The 19,070-nt window shown below is 64.5% G+C and carries 15 protein-coding genes; 10 read left to right on the top strand and 5 right to left on the bottom strand.

Annotated elements, in window-relative coordinates; genetic code table 11:
• The first annotated feature begins 114 nt into the window (after positions 1 to 114).
• Positions 115 to 1,296, top strand: coding sequence for a PepSY-associated TM helix domain-containing protein (locus F2P44_RS11515; RefSeq protein WP_167086839.1), 1,182 nt, complete (start codon positions 115 to 117; stop codon positions 1,294 to 1,296).
• 453 nt (positions 1,297 to 1,749) lie between these two features.
• The gene (locus tag F2P44_RS11510) at positions 1,750 to 4,335 is read left to right on the top strand and encodes a TonB-dependent receptor plug domain-containing protein (protein WP_167086838.1); all 2,586 of its coding nucleotides are present in this window, start codon (positions 1,750 to 1,752) and stop codon (positions 4,333 to 4,335) included.
• Between the two features lie 165 nt (positions 4,336 to 4,500).
• Here the strand turns inward: F2P44_RS11510 and F2P44_RS11505 are convergent, their stop codons facing one another.
• Positions 4,501 to 5,118, bottom strand: coding sequence for an FMN-dependent NADH-azoreductase (locus F2P44_RS11505; protein WP_167086837.1), 618 nt, complete (start codon positions 5,116 to 5,118; stop codon positions 4,501 to 4,503).
• Between the two features lie 115 nt (positions 5,119 to 5,233).
• Here F2P44_RS11505 and F2P44_RS36105 point away from each other — a divergent pair, with 115 nt between their 5' ends.
• Positions 5,234 to 5,398, top strand: coding sequence for a LysR family transcriptional regulator (locus tag F2P44_RS36105; protein WP_308610099.1), 165 nt, complete (start codon positions 5,234 to 5,236; stop codon positions 5,396 to 5,398).
• A gap of 30 nt (positions 5,399 to 5,428) precedes the next feature.
• Positions 5,429 to 6,178, top strand: coding sequence for a LysR family transcriptional regulator (locus tag F2P44_RS11500; RefSeq protein WP_370662675.1), 750 nt, complete (start codon positions 5,429 to 5,431; stop codon positions 6,176 to 6,178).
• Between the two features lie 166 nt (positions 6,179 to 6,344).
• On the opposite strand, the gene F2P44_RS11495 is transcribed toward F2P44_RS11500, so the two are convergent.
• Positions 6,345 to 7,352, bottom strand: coding sequence for a serine hydrolase domain-containing protein (locus F2P44_RS11495; protein WP_229423510.1), 1,008 nt, complete (start codon positions 7,350 to 7,352; stop codon positions 6,345 to 6,347).
• Here F2P44_RS11495 and F2P44_RS11490 point away from each other — a divergent pair.
• The 3 genes from F2P44_RS11490 to F2P44_RS11480 are packed head-to-tail and all read left to right on the top strand — an operon-like array spanning position 7,309 to position 9,683.
• A complete protein-coding gene (locus tag F2P44_RS11490) occupies positions 7,309 to 7,656 on the top strand; it encodes a hypothetical protein (RefSeq protein WP_167086755.1) in 348 nt (115 codons plus the stop codon). The genes F2P44_RS11495 and F2P44_RS11490 overlap by 44 nt on opposite strands.
• A 6-nt stretch (positions 7,657 to 7,662) precedes the next feature.
• Entirely contained in the window at positions 7,663 to 8,322 is a 660-nt protein-coding gene (locus F2P44_RS11485) for a response regulator (protein WP_167086835.1), read from the top strand.
• Positions 8,316 to 9,683 (top strand): sensor histidine kinase, encoded by a 1,368-nt coding sequence (locus F2P44_RS11480; RefSeq protein ID WP_167086834.1) that lies wholly within the window; start codon positions 8,316 to 8,318, stop codon positions 9,681 to 9,683. The genes F2P44_RS11485 and F2P44_RS11480 overlap by 7 nt, the downstream gene beginning before the upstream one ends.
• 166 nt (positions 9,684 to 9,849) lie before the next feature.
• Here the strand turns inward: F2P44_RS11480 and F2P44_RS11475 are convergent, their stop codons facing one another.
• The 3 genes from F2P44_RS11475 to F2P44_RS11465 all read right to left on the bottom strand — a co-directional run bounded on the left by F2P44_RS11475 (position 9,850) and on the right by F2P44_RS11465 (position 15,202).
• Entirely contained in the window at positions 9,850 to 13,251 is a 3,402-nt protein-coding gene (locus F2P44_RS11475) for a membrane dipeptidase (protein ID WP_167086833.1), read from the bottom strand.
• Between the two features lie 138 nt (positions 13,252 to 13,389).
• Positions 13,390 to 14,322, bottom strand: a complete 933-nt coding sequence (locus F2P44_RS11470; protein ID WP_167086832.1) for a LysR family transcriptional regulator — start codon at positions 14,320 to 14,322, stop codon at positions 13,390 to 13,392.
• Between the two features lie 82 nt (positions 14,323 to 14,404).
• Positions 14,405 to 15,202, bottom strand: coding sequence for a MipA/OmpV family protein (locus tag F2P44_RS11465; protein ID WP_167086831.1), 798 nt, complete (start codon positions 15,200 to 15,202; stop codon positions 14,405 to 14,407).
• Positions 15,203 to 15,513: 311 nt separating this feature from the next.
• Here F2P44_RS11465 and F2P44_RS11460 point away from each other — a divergent pair, with 311 nt between their 5' ends.
• The 3 genes from F2P44_RS11460 to F2P44_RS11450 all read left to right on the top strand — a co-directional run bounded on the left by F2P44_RS11460 (position 15,514) and on the right by F2P44_RS11450 (position 19,061).
• Positions 15,514 to 16,812: an NAD(P)/FAD-dependent oxidoreductase gene (locus tag F2P44_RS11460; RefSeq protein WP_167086830.1), complete on the top strand. Its 1,299-nt coding sequence runs from the start codon at positions 15,514 to 15,516 to the stop codon at positions 16,810 to 16,812.
• Positions 16,813 to 16,914: 102 nt separating this feature from the next.
• Positions 16,915 to 18,393: a DUF4832 domain-containing protein gene (locus F2P44_RS11455; protein WP_167086829.1), complete on the top strand. Its 1,479-nt coding sequence runs from the start codon at positions 16,915 to 16,917 to the stop codon at positions 18,391 to 18,393.
• A 53-nt stretch (positions 18,394 to 18,446) separates the two neighbouring features.
• Positions 18,447 to 19,061: a DUF2799 domain-containing protein gene (locus F2P44_RS11450; protein WP_167086828.1), complete on the top strand. Its 615-nt coding sequence runs from the start codon at positions 18,447 to 18,449 to the stop codon at positions 19,059 to 19,061.
• Positions 19,062 to 19,070: the final 9 nt, after the last annotated feature.

The following is a 19,070-nucleotide window of genomic DNA, read 5'->3' as shown; positions in this document are numbered from 1 at the left end:
GATCGTGGGACAGATATGTTGGCGTTCGGAGTACAATGCGAATGATAACGATTCCCATTCATTTATTCAAGAAGCATTAAAAATGATGTGCCCTGCCCTCGATTGTTCTTTCCCATGAAACCCGTGATCCGCTTTGTCCACCTGTGGGCCGGACTCGTTTTCGGGACCATCCTCGTCGTGCTGGGCCTGACCGGCAGCGCGCTGGCGTGGATGCACGAACTCGATGTGCTGCTCAACCCCGCTTTGCTGCAGGTCGCGCCGCCGCCCGGCATGGCGCCCGGCGCCGCCATGCGCGTGGCGCCGGCCACCGTGCAGGCGGCTACCGAGCGCCTGCTGCGCGATCCGCGCTACGGGCGCCCGAGCCAATTGATGTTCCCCGAGCGTGCCGGCGATGTGTTCGTGGCGTGGTACCGCGATCCGAAGCAGCAGGCGTCGGCGTGGAAGGTGGCTGTGTCGCGCCAGGTGATGCTGGACCCGGCCACCCTGGCCGTGACCGGCGAGCGCACCTGGGGCGGATTCGGTTTCTCGCGCCCGCAGTTGATGTCCACGCTGTTCCATATTCACCGCTACCTGGTGGCGGGCGAGACCGGCAAGACCGTGATCGGCGTGACCGGCGTGGCACTGCTCCTGCTGTCGATCACCGGCATCGTGCTGTGGTGGCCGCGCATGACGGCGGCCGCCATCAAGGGCGCGCTGACGGTGCGCCACGGCGGCAACTGGCCGCGCTTTAACTTCCAGCTGCACCGCGCCGGCGGCTTTTTTGCCGCGCCGGTGCTGCTGGTGCTGGCGGTCTCTGGCGTGTACTTCAATATGCCGCAGTGGGTGCTGCCGCTGGTGGGTGCGGTCGCGACCCTGGCGCCGGCCGGCAAGGCGGCCAATCGCAGCGCGGCCGACGCGGCGCCGATCGCGCCGCTGGAGGCGATGGTGGCGGCGCAGGCGCAGTTTCCGGACGCGCGCGTGTCGCGCCTGGCGCTGCCGGCGAAACCCGGCCAGCCTTACGAAATCCGCCTGCGCCAGCCGGACGAACTGCGCGCCGGCGACGGCGCCACGCGCGTGTCCATCGACGCCGGCGACGCCAGCGTGCTGCGCACGGTGGACCCGCAGCGCGCAGCGGCCGGCGACAGGTTGTTGAGCTGGATGTTTCCGCTGCACACCGGCGAAGCGTTCGGCATCGCGGGACGCACCTTCATCAGCATCTTCGGCGTGGTGCCGCTGATGTTCTTCGTGACCGGGCTGGTGATCTGGATCAAGCTGCACCGACCGAAGAAGCGCAAGGCCAGGGCCGTCGCTGCCTGAACTGACGTCGACGTTGCGCTATCCATGGCGCAACATCCCGCCGGCCGTCGGCCAGCGACATCGGCCAAACACTTTATACGGTTTACCTTTCGCGAAACTTGCATTCTCCGGCTTGCGGGCCGCCGCCCCATCCCTCGTTGTATTCTGTTCACTTCCCCTGCCCCACAAGCCAATTTCGTAGACATACGTAGATTCTGTCTATAGATTAGACCCGGCAATCGATGTTAACTAAATTTCCACAAAACAAACTTTGTTCATGGGGAGGTGTCGACGTTTTTCGCTGGATCCGAGACTTGACATGTAGATCAGGCTACGGCGAGCACATCTGAAACAAGTCCACTCACGTCACGCAATACGGCTGCAAAGGTTGCCTGTTGTTCCCTCGTTTCCACCCAGGGGAGGCGCCAGCTTGAGCTTTTCTTGATCTAACTGCATCCGCTAAGAGAGATTTTAATGAAAAAGACTTTTCCCATTGCTGTCATGCTGTTCTCCACTGGTGCCGCAGTCGCGCAAACTCCTGCGCCTCAAGCCGCTACCCCTGACGCTGCCGCACCCGCCACACCCGGTACGGAAGAAATCCAGAAAGTCGTGATTGTTTCCACCGGTAGCCGCGGTTCGCAGCGCACCGTGGTCGATGCTCCCGTCCCGGTCGACATCATCAACACCAAGGACTTGAACAAGACTGGCCAGATCTCGCTGGACAAGGCGCTTGGCATGCGCGTGCCGTCGTTCAATACCGTGCAGACGCCGGTCAACGACGCCACTTCCCTGCTCGATCCTTACGAGATCCGCAACATGGGCCCGAGCCGTTCGCTGATCCTGATCAACGGCAAGCGCAAGAATTCGAGCGCGCTGATTTACACCCAGACATCGCCGGGCCGAGGCGAAAGCGGTTCCGACATTTCCGCCATTCCGCAAGATGCGATCAAGCGCATCGAAGTGCTGCGCGACGGCGCCTCGGCCCAATACGGCTCCGACGCCATTTCGGGCGTGGTCAACATCATCCTGAAAGATAATCCCCAAGGCGGCTCCCTGACCGCGCGCACCGGCATCACCCACGAGGGCGATGGCAAGATGGGCGCCCTGAGCCTGAACCACGGCATCGGCCTGTCCGACAAGGGCTTCGTCAACTACACCATCGACGTGTCGAAGGTCGGCCTGGCCGAACGGTCGGGCATCGTCGACGGCCGTGGCGACGCCGCCGACTTCGGCGCCAATCTGGTCAAGGATGTGCAGCCCTTCCTCGACCAGTACCCCACCGCCGGCAACATCAACGGTTCGCCTAAAACCCGGGCCAATAAATTCCTGGTCAACAGCCGTCTCGACATTACCGACGAGTTCAACATTTACGGCAACGCGGCCTACGTCAAGAAGCAGGTCGACAGTTACGCCAACTACCGCACGCCCTACTGGCGCGACACCGACTACGGCCTGCTGCATGCGCAGGGCACGCCGTACGTCGGCTACGTGCCCGATTTCATCGGCAAGCTGGACGACTACAACGCGACCCTGGGCGCCAAGTTCACCGTGGGCGACTGGAACGGCGACGTCAGCCTGACCATCGGCGGCAACAAGCAAGCCTATGAAGTGCACAACTCGGTCAACCGCGGCATCGAAAAAGCGCGCCTGGAAGCGATCGCAGCCGGTAAAACCCCCGGCCCGCGTTCGCCCACCGATTTCGAGGCCGGCGGCACACGCTTTCGCCACACCGTCGTCAACGCCGACATCTCCAAACAGATCACCGAGTCCGTCAATGTGTATGCCGGTACCGAGCTGCGCAGGGAAAAATATGACGTCATCGCCGGCGAATACGCTTCCTACGCCGCGGGCGGCGCCGATTCGTATGCCGGCAACCTGCCGGAGAATGCCCTGTCGGCCGACCGCAAGAACTACGGTGTCTACGGCGGCAGCATGTTCGACATCACCAAGCAGTGGCTGATCGACCTGACCGGGCGCTACGAAAAATACAGCGACTTCGGCAACGCCACCGTCGGCAAGCTGAGCACCCGCTACAAGGTCAGCGACATGGTCACCTTGCGCGGTTCGCTCTCGAGCGGCTTCCGGGCGCCATCGCTGCACCAGATTTACACCCAGAAGAAGCAGTACGCCTTCGTGGCCGGTTCGGGCATCCAGGTATCGGGCCTGACCAACAATCTGTCGCCCGAAGCGCGCGCGCTCAATGTGCCGCTGCTGAAAGCGGAAAAGTCGAAAAACATCACGCTGGGCCTGGGCCTGACGCCCGATGCCAACACCAGCATCACGCTCGACTACTACCATATCTCGCTGAAAGACCGCATCATCCTGGGCAAGGAAATCAAGCCGACGGGTGATTCGACGCAGGAACTGGACAAGATCCTCACCGCCGGCGGCGTGGTCTCGCTCAGTTTCTTCGCCAATGCGCTCGACAGCCAGACTTCAGGCATCGACTATGTTGTCAGCCGCAGGAATATCCCTGCCCTGGACGGCAAGCTGGCGGTCAACCTGTCGGGCAACTACACGCTGAAAAACGAGCGTGACGGCGAGATCAACAATCCGCCGGCGATTGCCGCCGCGCGCCAGTCGGTGCTCGACGCGACCCAGGAAGCGCTGATGTTCACCTCGCGGCCGAAGCACAAGACAGTGCTCGGCCTCGACCTGGATTACAGCAAGATGAACTTCTCGCTCAACAACACGCTGTACGGCCCGACCCAGTTCCGCAATGCGGGCCTGGACGACAACCTGGCGGTCAAGTTCAAGACCCGCACCGTGACCGACTTCGCGCTCAACTACCAGTTGACGAACAACACCACCCTGTCGTTCAACATCAACAATATGTTCGATGTGTTGCCGAAGTGGGAACTCAAGCCCGTCAACAACACCGCCAAGGGTAGCGAGATCCTCAGCAGCACGACCGTCAATCCGAAGACCGGGATGACTCCGCGCGAGACCCAGGTCAACCTGATCACGTTCAACGGACGCTACCCGATCGTGACCTACGATGGCTCGCATTTCAGCCAGCTGGGCCGCGCGTACAATATGTCGCTCAACGTGCGCTTCTGATGATCCGACGACCCCGCCGGTTGGGGATGTATCCATCCTGAACCGGCGCCGGCATGGCTGGTTGGCGATGCGCTGGGAAACAGGTCCAGCGCGCCGCTGACCAGTTGCTCCTGACTGAAGCGAGGCCGACCGCGCGCGGCGCATGAGGGCGCGGGCTTGGCAAGGTCACACGCTGGCAGCCAATTTGATATCCGCGCCGAGCTTTTCCACAAAGCGCTCCATGCTTGCCTCGCCTAAATCAACCGCTTTGGCCCCGCCACCGGCAACGAATGTCACGTCGCTCATCCCGATCACGCCGAGTACGAGACGCAGATATTGGCTTGCGATATCGCGATCCTGGATCGGCGATCCCTCGGTATAGATGCCACCCGATGCGATCAATACGGTTGCCTTCTTGCCAGTCACCAGGCCGCTCCCATCGAAGCCCAGCGTCAATCCCTTGCGAACGACATGGTCGATCCATGCCTTGAGCACTGCCGGCACGTTGTAGTTGTAGACCGGCGTTGCAATGACAATGTGATCGGCGCCGAGCAATTCCGCAACGAGTTCGTCCGAGAGCTGTAACTCCTTCGCCATCTCGGGAGAATGCTGCTGCGCAGGGGTGAAATAGGCCTGCAGCCAGGCAGCGCTGACAAACTGAAGTCCGGCATCCATGAGGTCGCGTTCGATCACTTCGCCATCCGGGTGGACGGCAAGCCAGTCGTGCACGAAACGACGCGCCATGTTGCGCGACACGGAGTGTTGGCCACGAGGGCTGGCCTCGATCAGCAAGAGCTTGGTCATGATAATCATCCTTAAAAATTGCATTGCGGGAAACGCCTGAAGCAGGCTTGCCGATCAGGCTGCTTGTGTGCCCACACTGTATCGCCGCGAATATATTTCCGATAGAGATTAAAATATGATGAAATCCATCGGTAATTGTGATGGAGTGCGCCATGGAGAATGTATTTTGATTGGAAATCTGACGCTTGATCAGTTACGTGTTCTGGTAACGATCGCAGACACGGGGAGCTTTTCTGCCGCCGGTCGACAACTAGGCCGCGTGCAATCGGCCATTAGCTAGGCCATCGCGACTCTGGAGGATGTGCAAGGCGTGTTGCTGTTTGACCGCGCTGGCCACCGCCCACGGTTGACCGAGACTGGACGGGTCCTGGTCGCGCAGGCGCGATTGGTCCTGGCGAGCGCTGCCCGGTTCGAGGGAGTGGCCATGGGGACGCGCTCGGGCTTGGAACCGGAGCTTGTCATTGCGATCGATCCGCTGGTGCCGACGGCGCCATTCATCGACAGCCTGTCCGCGCTGAGCCGGACTTTTCCGAATCTGCCAGTCAGCTTTTCGACAGAAGGCCTGGGCGGCTCGTTGAGACGCCTGCGAAGCGACCCGGCCGCCATCGGCATCTGCCTGCTGCTTCCTTCCATTCCAGACGACATTGCCGCCTATCCGCTGCTGCGGGTCGGCATGCAGGCTGTGGTGGCGCCAGGGCATCCACTTGCTTTGCTGGGACGTCCGGCGACGCAGACCGATCTGGAGCCCTACGTCCAGCTTGTGCTGTCAGACCCCGTCAATTCCGGCAGTGACAACTTCGGGATTGCGAGCGGAAAACTTTGGCGCTTCGTGGATCTCGGCCGGCGCCTGGACTTCCTGCTCGGCGGTTTCGGATGGTGCCGCATGCCCGACCATCTCGTGTCTCGATTGATGGCTGCCGGGAGCCTGGTTGCGCTGCATATCGAGCACGATCCGACGCCCCCCGAGGGGCTGACGATCTATGCGGCGCATCAGCGCAGCCGCACGCTCGGCCCTGCCGGACGATGGCTGCTGGACGACCTCAGGCGGCGTCTATCTTGAAACGATCCTGGCCGGAACAGACTCGCCATCTGTCTTCCTGTGGCAGCGATACGCTCTGGTAAGCGACAATGATCTTTGCCGGTTTGTCAGCTGAAACCGGCCCGGTGCGCAAGTGCGGCATACAGCCGTGGCCTCTGTGCGCCCCTTCCCTCAGCTTTAGAGGCAGTTACAGGCCCGCGTCCTTGAGCACTGCCTCGATCCGATGCAGAATTTGGAGCTGATACGATGCATCGCCCGATGGATTGTTTTCGTCCAGCTTATTCATCATCACCGCGTAACTGATGCCCGACGGCAGTTGGCGCAGCACGGTTGCAACGCCGGGATCGGCGCCACTGAATCCACTATTATTTTTCGCGCCCGCCAGCGGCACGCCGTCCGGAATGCGGTAGTGGGCCGCGAATAGCGTCATCGCCTTCGCCGTGGAGATGATCTGACCGGCGGGGGCCCAATTTTCGGCGCGGACTGCGCCGTCGAGCGCCAGGACAGTGGTGCCGGGCACAAAGACGCTGGGCGCCATTAACGTCGTGATGTAATGCGGTTCGCGCGGATGCCGATCGCGCATCAGCGACCGCATCACCTCGAAATCGGCCTTTGGAATGCCCAGCGGGCCCATGATGTTGTCTTGAACGTACGTCAAGTAGCTCGACCCGGACGCTTTTTCGATGATCTGTCCGAGCACCAGATAGCCAAAATTCGAATATGCCGTTGTTGAACCGGGCACGAAATCGAGTTGCTGGCGCATGACAAAGCGAATGATATCGTCCTGTTGCGGCGGCACCGACAAGCCGAGCGATTGCTGGATATCGAACTCGGATTGCATCGGGTCGCCGCTGATGTCGGCATCCCAGCCACCTTGATGTTCCAGCAGCTGCGCGATGGTGATCGCGCCCACCCGGGCATCGGGCAACGCCGGCTGCAGTTCGCGCGCCAGCCAGCACGGTGCGTTCAGCCCGGTACAAAACACATGGTCGGTGAGGGCAAGCTTGCGCTCGCGCGCCAGTTTCTGGATCGCCGCCGCAGTGACCGGCTTGACGATGCTGGCGGTGATGAACATGGCATCGGCCGGCAGGGGAATCCGGCGGGCGCTATCGCGATGGCCATAGCCACGTTCGGCGAGCATGACACCCTCCTTGGCCACGGCCACCGTGGCTGCGGTGATCCCGTTGGCGGCCATGAAGGGCGTCATGACGGCGTCGATTTTGCCATTCAAATCGGCGCTGCAAGCAAGCAGTTCGGCCGCCGATGCGCCTGGCCGCTGCGCCACGCACCCGAGCGATGTGCCGGCATTCGACGCCACGTCGCCGCCGCTTCCGCCGCCACATCCGGCCAGAACGGCAATGAAAGCGGCGCCAGTGACGGCCTGCGTTGCGCCAGGTAGATACGATAACAATTTCATGCGACTCCTTCTTCAGTTCAAAGTAAGACGCGATTATCGCAACAGTAATCTTTTGCAAATCTTAAGACCGGCACATCTATAATGAGCGATGCACATACTGATTATTGAAGACGATCTCGACCTCGGCCGGGCCCTGCAGAAAGCGCTCAACCTGGAAGGTTTCAGCAGCGAGTGGCTGCGCCAGGCCGCCGACGCGCCGCGTTCGTTCGAGGGCCTGCATTACGCCTGCATCCTGCTGGACCTGTCGCTGCCGGACGGCGACGGGCAAACGCTGCTGGCCCGCTGGCGCCGCGAGGGCGTGGCAATTCCCATCATTATCATGACGGCCCGCGCCGCACTGGAAGAGCGTATCGCGGGGCTCGACGGCGGTGCGGACGATTTCATCGTCAAGCCTTTCGCCACGGTGGAACTGGCCTCGCGCATGCGCGCCGTGCTGCGCCGCTATGCGCAGCAGTCCAGGCAGGTGTGGACCATCGGCGACCTGGAACTGGAGCCAAAATCCTATCTGATGCGGCTGGCCGGCAGTCCCGTCGATTTGTCGCGCCGCGAATTTCAGCTGATGCTCGAACTTGCGCGCGAACCGGGCATCGTGGTCTCGAAAAGCGCGCTGTCCGAGCGCCTCGAACCGCTCGGCGAGCCGGTCAACTTTGGCGCCATCGACGTGCATATCTTTAACTTGCGCGGCAAGATAGGCGGGCACCGGATCCGCACCGTGCGCGGGGTTGGCTACATGCTCGTCCCATGCTGAATTTCCTGCGTCCCACGCTGGTCAGGCGCGTGGTCCTGGCGCTGATGATGGCGTTTTTCATCGCCTGGATGTTGTTGTTGGCGGTGATATTCATCGAGGCGGTAGATCCGGCCGTCACGGACAAGAGCATCCAGGAGGTGGGACAGGGACTGGCCGCATCGCTGGCGCGGCTCGACAATGCGGGACAAGCACGCGCCGTCGCCGCAGCCACATCGGAACAGATCGAGCGGCTCTACCGCACCTACGACATTCCGGCAGTCATGCTGATCCAGCTGAACGATCAGGATGGAACGCGTTTGTATTCATCGCCCGCGGCCGGCACCGCACTGCCGCGCGGCGACACAAGCACGATCACCACGGCGCGTGTGAATGGCCGCTCGTTCCGGGTTTTCAAGGGCATGGCCGGGCGCTGGTCGGTCACGGTGGCCGGGTCGAGGGTGGACGACGGCTTTTTGCTGCTGTCGATCACGCGCGACCTGGTCTATTACCTGCTGATCGCCTTTCCCTGCTTTCTGCTGCCGGTCTGGATTGCCGTATCGCGCGGCATGCGCCCGCTGCGGCAAATGAGCAAACGGATCGCCGCGCGCGGCGCCGACGACATGTCGCCCACCGGCGTCGACCCGATCTATGCCGAGCTGACGCCGCTGGCGGGAGCGCTGGACCGCCTGCTTGCGCAACTGCGCGAGAAAGTCGCCCGCGAACATGGCTTCGTCCAGGACGCCGCGCACGAACTGCGCACACCGATGGCGGTCATTTCCGCCCAGGCCCACGTGCTGGCCATCGAGCCTGAACTGGAGGGGAGGCGCGAGGCGCAGCGGCATCTCGACCAGGCGATTGGCCGCGCCTCGCACCTGATCGCGCAGCAGCTGGCGCTGGCGCGCATGGACGGCACGCGCATGGGCGACACCGGCACCATCGACGTGGCACGCCTGGTGCGCGACGAACTCGCGCGGGCGGCACCGACAGCGATCGAGAACGGCATCGAACTGGGCCTGGAGGCGCCCGAGCGCCTGCCGTTCACGCTCGAGGTGGATGCGTTTCAATCGATCCTGAACAACCTACTCGATAACGCGCTGCGCTATGCGGGTGCCGGTGCCAATATTGCGCTCGAACTGGTTCAGCAAGACGACGGCTATCTGATGCTGGCGGTGGCCGATGATGGACCGGGTATCGCGCAGGCGGATCTGGCGCATGTCTTCGAACGCTTTTACCGCGCCCGGTCGCAGGACAAGACCGGCTCGGGCCTCGGCCTGGCGATCGTCAGGCAGGCCGCCTTGCGCATGAATGGCACGGTCACGCTGGCGCCGGGTCCTGGCGGGCGCGGTTGCCGCTTCGTCGTGCGGATCGCGGCGCCGCGCTGAGTAGCGCCGCACTCTGCGCCGTTGGCCGGACGCTCGCTTCCGGTTCGACGGCGCGGCGCTCCCTGGGCCCAGCGCAATTCGCGACGCACTGCGTCCTGCATCGGGTTGCGGCCCCGACGGCCGATGAAGGCCTGCCGGCAAAGGTGGGCGCTGTACCCATGGCGGGCTATTCGTACAAGCGGCGTTCTCCGCATCCGCGCACCAGGCTCGAAGGCGTAGTCCCTTCCTGATAGGCCAGGAAGCACGATTCTTCCCACATCCGGATCAGCGATTCGGCCGAACGGAACAAGCTGCCCATTTCTTCCGCACCGGTGCCAAGCACTATCAGCTCCTGCAAGAAATCGGGGATCATGCCGTAGTGCGCCAAGCCGTCGTAATTGATGTCGAAGCTGCGCGTCGTGACGCCGTCACGGCTCACCTGGTGGGCGTTCAGCGGCGTGTGCGTGGCCATGCGCGCGCTCCAGCTGTCACAGGCCGGATCGCACTCCGGCAAGGTGCTTGCCCACGGATTGGTCCCGGCTGGATAGGGCGCATAGTTGACCAGGTTGCCGATGCCGCCATGGCGTCCGGACCGCTGCCGTTCGCTGCGCTCGCGCGCCGGGTTGCCGCTGCCAGTACCGTGATAGAACGCGAAGCGGCCGAAGCGCGGCGCCGCGTGCCAGTCCAAACCGTTGAAATCGCTGCCGAGGGCCACGCCGCGCGTGTGCAGCGCCACCGCGCGCTGTGCTTCGGACGGCGAGCCACCGGTGGCCACCTCCCTGATCTGCTCCACCAGCGCAGCCGACGACTGCATGCCGAGCCCCACCAACCCGGGCGTGAAGCCGGCGGGCGGCGCGTAGACATCGCGCATCTGCTTGCGCGACAGTACGTTCTCGGTGTGACGCGTCAGGCCTGTCTGCACACCGCCATGCGACGCCATGACCGGATAAGGGCCGGTCAATGCGAGGATGTCGTTCTTGGTTCGTTCGGACCCGTGCTGGAGGTCGATCATCATTGCGTGCCGCATCATCGAGCGCACGAAGCGTTCGCCGTCGCCGCTCAGGCCGCGCGCGTTGACGTGAAACGGCAGGTCGCGTTTCGGCTGGTCCAGGGCCAGCGGCACCATGGCCGGGGAATCGGTCGCACCTTCATACGGAAGCGCGTTGCGCACGGCGTCGATGGCCGCTGCGGTGAGGGTCGACAATGCGCACGACAGTTCACTCGCGCCGAGCGAAAAGAAAGCGGCGATTCCGCGTGCAACGGGGTCGTCGATGCATTGTCCTGCCACGTGCTGGACAATCGTGCGCCCGATGCCCGGCGGGACGATACTGCCGTCGAGAATGCTCTCCGGGGCGAGCTTCGCCCAGATCGGCACCGTCACTTCGGACAATTTGAACGATAGCGGGAGCGCGCGCCGCCAGCGCTCCTCGCGGTCGCTGTTTTCGCCAGGGTAGATTTCGCGCGGCACGGGAACGAACGGGCGCACGCTGTTGCCATACTGTGCGGTCAGCTCCTCCTGCGTCATCAGCGTGGGCATGCGGGCCGACGCGTCGCCAAAGATGGCGCTGGCGACGAACAGGTCGCTGGTGATCGCATAACCGCCCAGCATGCTGTCCGAAAAGTGGACCGGAATGACATGGCGTACCCCTTCGCGGTACAGCGCCTCGACGCGCGCCTCGATCTGGGACGGCGTACAGGTTTCGGGATGAGCGTCGGTATGCATGACCCGGGTCTGCGCACCGATGAACTGCGCGGCCGTTGCGATGCTCCCGCCGCTACCCAGGTCCACGCCCGTTTGCGATGCCCACGGGCCGGGGTGTGCGTATTCGCGCGCCGTATGGTGGGCGAGCGTGCCGACAGCGGGATCGCAGCGTTTGCTGTCCATGATGTGATCGAGTTCGACGCCGATGACGATCGCCAGCTTGCCGCCGTTGATGATGCGGCGTGCCTCCTGTGGCGTGTAGGCGACCTGCGCCCAGCTGGAATTGAGGCGCGCGAATTCCTTAATCGCGGGAATTTGCAGGGCGAGCGCATCCTGGTCGGAGCTGAACGGCAGGTTCTTCTCCTTGACCATGGCGAAGGAAATGACCTCCGAGTTGCCGACTGTCGCCACCATCAGCCGCACGCCTCCCTGGTAGGCACGCTCGACCCAGGTCCAGTGCATCTGCTGGTGGATGGACGAATACCACATCGGCCAGTTCTTGAAGGTCGGGTAGCCGCTTTCACTGTTGTTGTGATAGCCCCCGAACACCCCGTCCTGCGAGAGCTGGTCGCCCGGCAGGTTGGGCACGCCGGCGCCTTCGAGCAGATTCAGGCAGACATCGCGGCACAGCGTGTAGGTGGTGCCGAGGAGCTCGTCCTGGTGCGGCTTGAAATGGAGGTCGTTGGTGGTGTGGGTGTCGTTGCAATTACCCAGTGAACTGATGGGGCCGAAGGCACTGCCCCACAGTGCGCGCGCTTCCGGAATCCGGCCACCCGCGCCGTAGGCGGTGAAGGCTTTCTCGTTCATCAGATGGGCATGCAGGTCGGCCACGCCCCATACCGGATCGGTATCGCGCGAGCTTGGCGCCGGCGCGGTATTGGTCAGCCAGATATCGTCCACGTTGATATGGCCCCAGGTCCCGGTGGCCCGGTCCTCGATCATGATGCGCGCCCTGGTGCCGCGCAAATTGCCGATGTTGAAGGACACCCGCACCATGTTTTCGATGCAGTGGCCGCGCGCGGCAACCGGACGCCCGTCGCGATCGAGCAGCGTCTCCCAGACATAGCTCAGCGCCGGCGCGCTGCGCCGGCCGCCGCTGCCCGGCAAGCCAGGCAGGTCGTCGCGGCCGACCGCCCCCTCGCCCAGCACCGGACGCCGGTGCTGGAGATACACGCCGACATCGGCCGTGCAGCCACCGCCCACCAGCAAGTGAAAGTAGTCGTGCTGCAGTTCGATCTCGGGTGACACGATGCGTCCCACGCGGCGCTCGCCCTGCAGGTTGCCCCAAGCGGCCGAGGGAAGGTGCGAGGGAATGGCAAGGCGCATGGTGTTGGCGCGCGCGTAAGCGGAGGGCCGGTGTTCCGCGGTGCCGAGCCAGTACAGGCCTTTCTTCCCGATCGGAAAAGGTGTATTGGCATAGCTGCCGCCCACCGTCGCCAAATTGTTGCGCAGGCGCGTGAAATCGGCATTGAGCCGGGTGAGATAGGATAACTGTGCGCCCGCGCCAAATTCGCAGGTGCTCGCCTCGTCCAGCACCAGGCCGGCACAGGGGTCCGGCGGCAGGCGCAGCGATGCCGTGTCCAGGGCCCGCTTGCTGGAGACGTTATCGCCGAAGGTGGGCTGGTTGTGGAAGGCGCTTCCGGTGACGCCCATGACCGATTCGAAGGTGAAACCTTGCAGGGTGCCATCTTCAAAGTCCCAGTGCCGGGGCTTCTGGCGCGCGATGTCGATCCGCGCCTCGGGTTGCCCCGGCAGCTTGTCCGGAGGCGGCAGCAGGTGCCGCCCGGAGTCGATGATGGTCGGTTGCGCCACCAGCCGTGTTGGAAAAGCGGCCATGCCCACGACCGCCAGGAATACACATGCAAAGCTGCGCCATGGCGAAGTCATACTGCCCCCTCAGGTTCAGATTTCAGACTACAGCCTTGGCGTCGCCGGGCGGTTGAGGACTATCAAACCGGGCCGGACCGGTGGTGAGAGGGCTCGGGAAACGAGCGCCTGTTCCTGTCTGCCGTAACAGGCCCTTGGTCAGCTGCGCTGGTAAAACCCTTCCAGCTCGCTGCGCACCAGTTCCTGGCCATGTTCGATCACGAAATCCTGGAACGCGGCGGCCACCTTGGGGATCGGCTGGCCGGCCAGGTGCATCACCTGCCAGTCGGCATCAACCGGATTGCCCTTGAGCGGCAGCATCCGCAGCAAGCCGGATTTGAATTCGAGCGCGCAGGCGTGCACCGACAGGAAGCCCACGCCGAGACCGGCCGACACCATGCGCTTGATCGCCTCGTTGGATGACACTTCCGAGCCGAAGTTGAGCGCGTGCCCGCCCTCCTTGAACAGCCGTTCCACCGCCGTGCGCGTACCCGAGCCGCGCTCGCGCACCAGCAGGTTGGCGCCCACCACATCGGCCAGGGTCAGCTTGCGCTTCTTCATCAGAGGATGGTCGGCGGCGGCCACGAAGCCCATCGGATGGCGTGCGAAGCGCGCCGCGTTGGTGCGCAGTTCGCGCGGCGGCGTGCCCATGATGGCCACATCGATCTCCTGGCGCGCCAGCATGTTGACGATTTCGACCCGGTTGCCGACCTGGAGTTTCAGGCGCACGTCGGGCCGCTCCAGGGTGAACGGCACCAGCAGCGGCGGCAGCAAATGCTCGGCCGTGGTGACCGCGCCGATGCGCAGCGTGCCGCTGGTGACGCCCTGCAGCGCCGACAGCTCGTCGCCGGCATGCTCCCACAGGCGCAGGATGCGTTCGGCGAAATCGACCATCACTTCGCCGGCGGCGGTCAGCTGGATGCCGCGCCCGTCCTTGCGCACCAGCGCCACGCCGGTGATGCTTTCCAGCGTGCGCAGTTGCAGCGACACCGCCGGCTGCGTCACGTGCATGGCTTCCGCCGCCTTCGACACGCTCTCGTGGCGGGCTACCAGAACCAGCGACTGGAGTTGGCGAAAGCTGGCGTGATACATAAGCTATTCCCTATCGATTGGGTGGATTACGCGGTCTGGCCGCAACGGCCACGCCATGATAGACCAGTTGGCGCGGCCCGGTTCAGAATGCGTAATTGACCGTCACCGCCAGCAGCGGCGCCGTCTTGCGCTTGACGATCGGGCTGTCGGCGGCGTCGCCCACCACGCTCGCCACGCCGGCCATGGTGTTGACCGACCATTGCTTGTTCAGCTTATGGTTCCAGTTCACGCCCGCATTCACGCGCGAGAAGCCGGCCTTGGTGTCGTAACGTTTGTAGCCGGACGTCAGGCTCTGGGCCGCAGTAACACCGTAAAACGCCTGCATGTTCTTCTTGTCGCTGTAGGTGGCCGTCACGAACAGGCCCAGCTGGTTCGCTTCGCTCTTGATCAGGGGTGCCTGCGCGCCGAATTCATAGCTGTTGCCGCGCTCGCGGTGGGTGAGCGCCATCATGGCGCGCATGCCGATGCCGATGCCGCCATCGAACTCATAGCCGACGCCGAACACGCCCAGCGCCGACGTCTTGATTTCGCCCATGCCCCTGAGCGCGTCCGAGCCCCTGAACGGACCGTGATCGCGGTCGCTGCGGCTGGGCGCTACGCCGAGCGCGCCGCTCAGGGCCACCGGACCGACCTTGGTCTTGTAGCCAATGCCGCTGACCGTGCTGGCGAAAAATCCGCTGCTGTGCTGATAATCCAGCACCACCACCGGCACCGCCCGGGTCTGGTCGCTGCCGGAGTATGCGGGAAGGGCCGCCACGCCCAGGCCCACGGTCATGCTCGATTCGCCTGGCTTGGCGGCGGCAACGCCCATGTCGGCGGCGTGAAGGGCGGGAGCAATCGTGCTCAGCAGGAAGATGGCGGCGTGGCGAAAACGTAACATGGCAGTGTCCTTGAAGTAGTGGTGGGCGGTGTTTGCTTGAGATATTGAAACGACGGGCCGGAGTGTCGCAACGTTTTCAAAGCAGCACCATGGAATCCTCCGGCGTACCGGACGACGGTCTTCAACGTAGCGCCAGGAGATACTTTCAGCCCCTGTCCGTGATACCGGCGGTGCCGCCGGCGCATGCATATGTATAAGTAAAGGCTTATGGATATCCATGAATGTCTGATTTTTCTTTTGTAGCGTGCGCCGATATATTGACATCCGGTCAACGCCCTTTTCACATCGCGACACCTACAGGAGGAGACACCATGGAAACCATCGTCATCGTCGGCGGCGGCGCCGGAGGACTGGAACTGGCCACCCGGCTTGGCAACAGCGCCGGCAAGGCAGGCCGCGCACGCGTCGTGCTGGTCGACCGCTGGCCCACGCATTTCTGGAAGCCCCTGCTGCACACGGTCGCCTCGGGCAAGCACGATCCCCAGGTGATGGCGATCGACTACGCGGCGCAGGCGTCCGAACACGGCTTCGAGTTCGCCCGCGGCGAAGTGCTGGGCGTGGACCGCGCGGCGCGGCGCGTGTCGCTGGCGCCGTGGATCGCCGACGACGGCGCCGAAGTGCTGCCCGCGCGCTCGATCGGCTACGACAAGCTGGTGCTGGCGCTCGGATCGGTCACCAACTTTTTCGGCGTGCCCGGAGCCGAGCAGCACGTGCTGACCCTGGACGACGTGGCGCAGGCCGAAACGTTCCGCCAGCGCTTCGTGGACGGCTGCATCCAGGCCAGCGCGCGCCAGGCCGCCGGCGGCCAGCACAATCCCGGCATCGACATCGTGATCGTCGGCGGCGGCGCCACCGGCGTGGAGCTGGCGGCCGAATTGAGCCACAGCGCGCGCACGCTGGCCAAATACAATGTGCATGCGCTCGACCCGGTGCGCCACGTGCGCATCCGCATCCTGGAGCGCGGTTCGCTGCTGCTGCCGCATCTGCATCCGCGCCTGTCCAAGCGCGCCGCGCGCCATCTGCGCGCGCTCGGCATCAAGGTGCTGCTTGACACCGCCGTGGCGCGCGTCGATGCCGGCGCGGTGCTCGACACGCAGGGCTGCGTGTATCCGTCCGCGATCACCCTGTGGGCGGCGGGGGTGGAAGCGCCGCCGCTGTGCGCCACGCTGGGACTGAGCACCAACCGCCTGCGCCAGATCGCGGTGGCGCCCTCGCTGCAGGCGCTGGACGATCCGGACCTGTATGCGATCGGCGACTGCGCCAATTTCGTGTGCCCGATCATGGGCAAGGTCCCGCCGCGCGCGCAGGCTGCGCACCAGCAGGCCATGTACCTGGCGCAGGTGCTGGGACAGGCGGCGCCGCTCAAGACCCCGTTTGCCTACCGCGACTACGGCTCGCTGGTATCGCTCGGGCCACTGGCGGCGGTCGGCGTGCTCACGCGCACGGCCGGCGGGCGCAAATATGCGGTGGGCGGCGCGCTGGCCAGGTTGTTGTATGCGCTGATGTACCGCAAGCACCAGATGGCGCTGCACGGGGTGGTGCGGATGTCGGCGCAAACCGTGGCGGACTGGATCCGCCAAAAGCTCTCGCCGGCGGTCAAGCTGCACTAGGGCGCAGCGGGCGCGCGTGGCGATTGCCGGCGCCCGCCGCCTGGGTTTATAGTCGGACCTGGTGTTCAAGATCATTGACCTGCACGGACAAAGGAGATCGCCATGCCGCTTCTACCGCCCCTGGACCTGCCGCCGCGCCGGCTGCTCGCCTGCGCCCTCGTCGCCGCCGTCGCCGCCGGTCCGGCCCACGCGGGCGGCTGGGAGACCGTCTCGGCGTCGCGCACCTACAACACCATTGCGCTGGACAGCGACGACACCGTCAACCCCATGCGCGGCTACCACCGCTGGCAAAACCAGGAGCTGGTGCCGCAGGCGGCGCCCGCCCTCGACGCCTTCCGCCGCTACCACTGGCGCGACCTGGAAAGCGTGCAAGGCCAGTACACCTTCGGCGCCATCCTGGCCGACCTGAAGGCCGCGCGCGAGCAGGGCCGCAAGTACGCCTTCCGCCTGCGCATGATGGCCGGCTACGACGACGGCCAGCTGTATGCCCCGGCCTACCTGGCCGGCAACCCGTCCTGCCTGCACGGCTGCGGCTTCTGGGCCGATTCCGGCGCCGCATCGGGCAAGACCTGGGTGCCCGACTGGAACGATCCTTTCGTGCTGGCGCGTTCGCGCGCGCTGCTGCAGGCGCTGGCGCAAGCGATTGCCGCCTCCGGCAACGGCGCCAGCATCGCCTGGATCGACGTCGGCCTATATGGCCAGTACGGCGAATGGGCGATGCGCAAGAGCGTCTACGCCAACCGCCCGGCCGGCATCGAAGAAGCCAGCACGGACACCCGGCGCGCGATCGCGCAGATGCATTTCGAGGCCTTCCCCACCCGCCAATTCGTCATGTTCATCCCGTACGCGAACCGCGACGCGCTGCGCTACGCCCTGCTGGAACAGACCATCACCAGCAAACCGGTGGGCCTGCGCGCCGATTGCCTGGCCCAGGCGGGCTATTTCAGGCAGTGGACCGACCACGCGGACGACTGGCGCCTGTTCTCCGACCAATGGCGCAAGGCGCCCTTCGTCGCCGAATTCTGCCCGTTCGAAAGCGGCCAGGCTGGCCCGGCGACGGCGCGCGCCCAGGCCAGCGAATTTCACATCTCCTCGGTGGGCAACGCGAATTTCGCCCTGTCCAAGCCGGATAATCAACGCTGGCTCTCGCTGACCGAGCCGGAACGGCACGACATGCTGATGCTGGGCCGCGAGGCAGGCTACCGCTACAGCGTCGACAGCAGCTGGGTCAGCCTGACCGGCGATGGCCAGCTGACCCTGGCGGCCACCTTCCGCAACAGCGGCAACGCGCCGGCTTACGAGCCGTGGAACGTCAGGCTGGAGATCGTCGACGCCGGCGGCGTGGCGCGCTGGTCGGCTAGCGTGCCGGTGGCCATGAACAGCCTGGCGGGCGGCGGCGTCACCACGTCGGTGCAGTCGAGCTGGCGGGTGCCGGCGCTGGCGGCGGGCAGCTATGCGCTACGCCTGGTCGCGCGCGACGCCCGCCCGGCCGATGGCCAGCAGCGCCGCCCCCTGGCATGGGTGTTGGCTGAACGTGACGCCGACGGAGGCCTGACCTTGCGCAACTTGCGTAGCCGATAAAATGGGGCGGACCCATGGTAGCATCGGTTTCAGGCGACAAACTTGCGAGGGCAATGATGACTAAGACCATGCTTGGACCGTTGGCAGCACTGTTGATGGGAGCACTCCTGTCGGGCTGCGAAACGATGACCCCGGACGAATGCAAATCGGCCAACTGGAACGATATCGGCCTGCGCGACGGCACGGCCGGAAAGCCCATCTACCTGCTGGAAGAGCGCGCCAAGGCATGCGCCAAGGCCGGTACCAGCGTCGATTCAGCCGGCTACATCGCCGGCCGGGAGCGCGGCTTGCGCAGCTTTTGCCGGCTGGAAAACGCCGCCCCGCTCGGCCTGAACGGCACCGCGTACGCGGGAGTCTGCCCGGCGCCGCTCGACTTCGAGTTCCGCCGCCGCCATCAAGCCGGATTCGCCGTGCACACCTTGCGCAGCGAGATCAGCGCTCTCGACAGCCGCAGCGACCGTTTGCAACGCAAGCTGCGCGATGCCGACCATGACGAATCGAAGCAGCTGGCGGCCACCGACAAGGACGACGAGCGCAAGCGCATTCGCAGGGAGTTCGACGAACGCCGCCGCCATCTGCGCAACGAATTGCGCGATATCGACCGCTCGGTGCAAAGCGCCCGCGACGCCCTGCGCTCCGCCGAATATACGCTCGACACCCTGCGCTGAGCACCGCCG

The organism is Massilia frigida, from assembly GCF_011682175.1.
In the GTDB taxonomy this organism is placed as follows: Bacteria; Pseudomonadota; Gammaproteobacteria; order Burkholderiales; family Burkholderiaceae_D; genus Telluria_A; species Telluria_A frigida.
This window is presented reverse-complemented; position numbering and strand designations above follow the sequence as displayed.

Coding starts and splice junctions, on each gene's coding strand:
- F2P44_RS36105 (WP_308610099.1), top strand. CDS start 5,234: ATGATGAAATCCATCGGTAATTGTGATGGAGTGCGCCATGGAGAATGT.
- F2P44_RS11460 (WP_167086830.1), top strand. CDS start 15,514: ATGGAAACCATCGTCATCGTCGGCGGCGGCGCCGGAGGACTGGAACTG.
- F2P44_RS11470 (WP_167086832.1), bottom strand. CDS start 14,322: ATGTATCACGCCAGCTTTCGCCAACTCCAGTCGCTGGTTCTGGTAGCC.
- F2P44_RS11480 (WP_167086834.1), top strand. CDS start 8,316: ATGCTGAATTTCCTGCGTCCCACGCTGGTCAGGCGCGTGGTCCTGGCG.
- F2P44_RS11510 (WP_167086838.1), top strand. CDS start 1,750: ATGAAAAAGACTTTTCCCATTGCTGTCATGCTGTTCTCCACTGGTGCC.
- F2P44_RS11495 (WP_229423510.1), bottom strand. CDS start 7,352: ATGGCCGCCAACGGGATCACCGCAGCCACGGTGGCCGTGGCCAAGGAG.
- F2P44_RS11505 (WP_167086837.1), bottom strand. CDS start 5,118: ATGACCAAGCTCTTGCTGATCGAGGCCAGCCCTCGTGGCCAACACTCC.
- F2P44_RS11450 (WP_167086828.1), top strand. CDS start 18,447: ATGATGACTAAGACCATGCTTGGACCGTTGGCAGCACTGTTGATGGGA.
- F2P44_RS11485 (WP_167086835.1), top strand. CDS start 7,663: ATGCACATACTGATTATTGAAGACGATCTCGACCTCGGCCGGGCCCTG.
- F2P44_RS11455 (WP_167086829.1), top strand. CDS start 16,915: ATGCCGCTTCTACCGCCCCTGGACCTGCCGCCGCGCCGGCTGCTCGCC.
- F2P44_RS11475 (WP_167086833.1), bottom strand. CDS start 13,251: ATGACTTCGCCATGGCGCAGCTTTGCATGTGTATTCCTGGCGGTCGTG.
- F2P44_RS11515 (WP_167086839.1), top strand. CDS start 115: ATGAAACCCGTGATCCGCTTTGTCCACCTGTGGGCCGGACTCGTTTTC.
- F2P44_RS11465 (WP_167086831.1), bottom strand. CDS start 15,202: ATGTTACGTTTTCGCCACGCCGCCATCTTCCTGCTGAGCACGATTGCT.